Raw genomic sequence first — 3257 nt, 5'->3', positions numbered from 1 at the left:
CGGCAGCGTCCTAGTCTCACAGGGGGCAACCCCCAACTACATTCGGCGCTAAGAAGCTTAACTGCTGTGTTCGGCATGGGAACAGGTGTGACCTTCTTGCCATTACCACCGCACAATTTCTATTTAGTTGAGAAAAGCTTGTTCTCTCAAAACTGAATCTGCTCGTAATTACCCAACCACTCATACAATCTTATCCTTTGGATAAGTCCTCGACCGATTAGTACTGGTCCGCTCCATATATCGCTATACTTCCACTTCCAGCCTATCTACCTGATCATCTCTCAGGGGTCTTACTACTTTAAAAGTATGGGAAATCTCATCTCGAGGGGGGCTTCACGCTTAGATGCTTTCAGCGCTTATCCCTGCCGCACATAGCTACCCAGCTCTGCTCCTGGTGGAACAACTGGTACACCAGCGGTGCGTCCATCCCGGTCCTCTCGTACTAAGGACAGCTCCTCTCAAATTTCCAACGCCCGCGACGGATAGGGACCGAACTGTCTCACGACGTTCTGAACCCAGCTCGCGTACCGCTTTAATGGGCGAACAGCCCAACCCTTGGGACCGACTTCAGCCCCAGGATGCGATGAGCCGACATCGAGGTGCCAAACCTCCCCGTCGATGTGAACTCTTGGGGGAGATAAGCCTGTTATCCCCAGGGTAGCTTTTATCCGTTGAGCGATGGCCCTTCCATGCGGAACCACCGGATCACTAAGCCCGACTTTCGTCCCTGCTCGACTTGTAGGTCTCGCAGTCAAGCTCCCTTCTGCCTTTACACTCTGCGAATGATTTCCAACCATTCTGAGGGAACCTTTGGGCGCCTCCGTTACACTTTAGGAGGCGACCGCCCCAGTCAAACTGCCCGACTGACACTGTCTCCCGACCAGATCTATGGTCGCGGGTTAGAGTGGTCATGTCACAAGGGTAGTATCCCACTTGTGCCTCCACCGAGACTAGCGTCCCGGTTTCAATGGCTCCTACCTATCCTGTACATGTCACACAAACACTCAATATCAACCTGCAGTGAAGCTCCATGGGGTCTTTCCGTCCTGTCGCGGGTAACCAGCATCTTCACTGGTACTACAATTTCACCGAGTCTCTCGTTGAGACAGTGCCCAAATCGTTGCGCCTTTCGTGCGGGTCAGAACTTACCTGACAAGGAATTTCGCTACCTTAGGACCGTTATAGTTACGGCCGCCGTTTACTGGGGCTTCAATTCAGAGCTTCGCATACGCTAACCCTTCCTCTTAACCTTCCAGCACCGGGCAGGCGTCAGCCTCTATACGTCATCTTTCGATTTGGCAGAGACCTATGTTTTTGATAAACAGTCGCTTGGGCCTATTCACTGCGGCTGGCCTTGCGGCCAGCACCCCTTCTCCCGAAGTTACGGGGTCATTTTGCCGAGTTCCTTAACGAGAGTTCGCTCGCTCACCTTAGGATTCTCTCCTCAACTACCTGTGTCGGTTTGCGGTACGGGTTGTCTGATTCTCACTAGAAACTTTTCTTGACAGTGTGACATCAGCAGCTTCGGTACTAAACTTCCCTCCCCGTCACAACTCATCCTTAGGATGTTAAGCCTTTTACTCAACATCAGACTTGTTGCTTGGACGCGTTTTTCCATCTCCGCGCTCTGCTTAGCCTCCTGTGTCCTTCCATTGCTCAAACAAATCAGACAAGTACAGGAATCTCAACCTGTTGGCCATCGCCTACACCTTTCGGTCTCGGCTTAGGTCCCGACTAACCCTGGGAGGACGAGCCTTCCCCAGGAAACCTTAGTTATTCGGTGGACGGGATTCTCACCCGTCTTTCGCTACTCATACCGGCATTCTCACTTCTAAGCACTCCACATGTCCTCACGATCATGCTTCGCCGTCCTTAGAACGCTCTCCTACCATGTCCTTAGACATCCACAGCTTCGGTGTTCAGTTTAGCCCCGGTACATTTTCGGCGCAGGGTCACTCGACTAGTGAGCTATTACGCACTCTTTGAATGATGGCTGCTTCTAAGCCAACATCCTAGTTGTCTGTGCAACCCCACATCCTTTTCCACTTAACTGAAACTTTGGGACCTTAGCTGGTGGTCTGGGCTGTTTCCCTTTCCACTACGGATCTTATCACTCGCAGTGTGACTCCCGGATTAAAATATTTGGCATTCGGAGTTTATCAGTTTTCGGTAATCCTTGTTGGACCCCTAGAACAAACAGTGCTCTACCTCCAATATTCATCATCCGAGGCTAGCCCTAAAGCTATTTCGGAGAGAACCAGCTATCTCCAGGTTCGATTGGAATTTCACCGCTACCCACACCTCATCCCCGCCTTTTTCAACAGACGTGGGTTCGGCCCTCCAGTGCGTTTTACCGCACCTTCAGCCTGGACATGGGTAGATCACCTGGTTTCGGGTCTACGACAACATACTCAACGCCCACTTCAGACTCGCTTTCGCTGTGGCTCCGACTCTTCGTCTTAACCTTGCATGCTATCGTAACTCGCCGGTCCGTTCTACAAAAAGTACGCCATCACCCATTAACGGGCTCTGACTGCTTGTAGGCATACGGTTTCAGGTACTCTTTCACTCCCCTCCCGGGGTGCTTTTCACCTTTCCCTCACGGTACTGGTTCACTATCGGTCACTAGGTAGTATTTAGCCTTGCCGGATGGTCCCGGCGGATTCCGACGGAATTTCACGTGGTCCGTCGTACTCAGGATACTGGTAATGTTAGTTGGGTTTTCGTCTACAGGATTCTCACCTTCTCTGATTGGCCTTCCCATGCCATTCGACTAACCCGCCTAAATCATAGGTCCCAGTCCTACAACCCCAAAGAGCAAGCTCTTTGGTTTGGGCTCTTTCCGTTTCGCTCGCCGCTACTCAGGAAATCGATTTTTCTTTCTCTTCCTACAGGTACTGAGATGTTTCAGTTCCCTGCGTCTACCTCTAACAAGCTATGTATTCACTTGAAAGTCATCATCGATCAAGATGATGGGGTTCCCCCATTCGGAAATCTCCGGATCAAAGCTTACTTACAGCTCCCCGAAGCATATCGGTGTTCGTCCCGTCCTTCATCGGCTCCTAGTGCCAAGGCATTCACCGTACGCCCTTATTCACTTAACCGTTGGTTAAGTTGTATGATGTGCGAAAAGTTTAATTAAACTCTTTCGGTTTTTTACTCTTGGTAAAATTGGTTTATATCCTTAACTGCTTCCTGGTGGTTGCAGTTAAAAATATGGTTATTACTTGCAGTATTCAGTTTTCAAAGAACAAGTT

At 50.4% G+C, this 3257-nt stretch carries 2 rRNA genes; both read right to left on the bottom strand.

Annotated elements, in window-relative coordinates:
• Positions 1-113: ribosomal RNA gene (rrf, locus tag HMPREF2626_RS00115) — 5S ribosomal RNA — on the bottom strand; the annotation flags it as partial.
• Positions 114-197: 84 nt separating this feature from the next.
• Positions 198-3104 (bottom strand): 23S ribosomal RNA (locus HMPREF2626_RS00110).
• Positions 3105-3257 lie beyond the last annotated feature (153 nt).

It is taken from the genome of Aerococcus sp. HMSC062A02 (assembly GCF_001809535.1).
Taxonomy (GTDB): Bacteria; Bacillota; Bacilli; order Lactobacillales; family Aerococcaceae; genus Aerococcus.
Note: the sequence above shows the minus strand (reverse complement) of the source record. Positions and strands in the feature narration are given on the sequence as shown.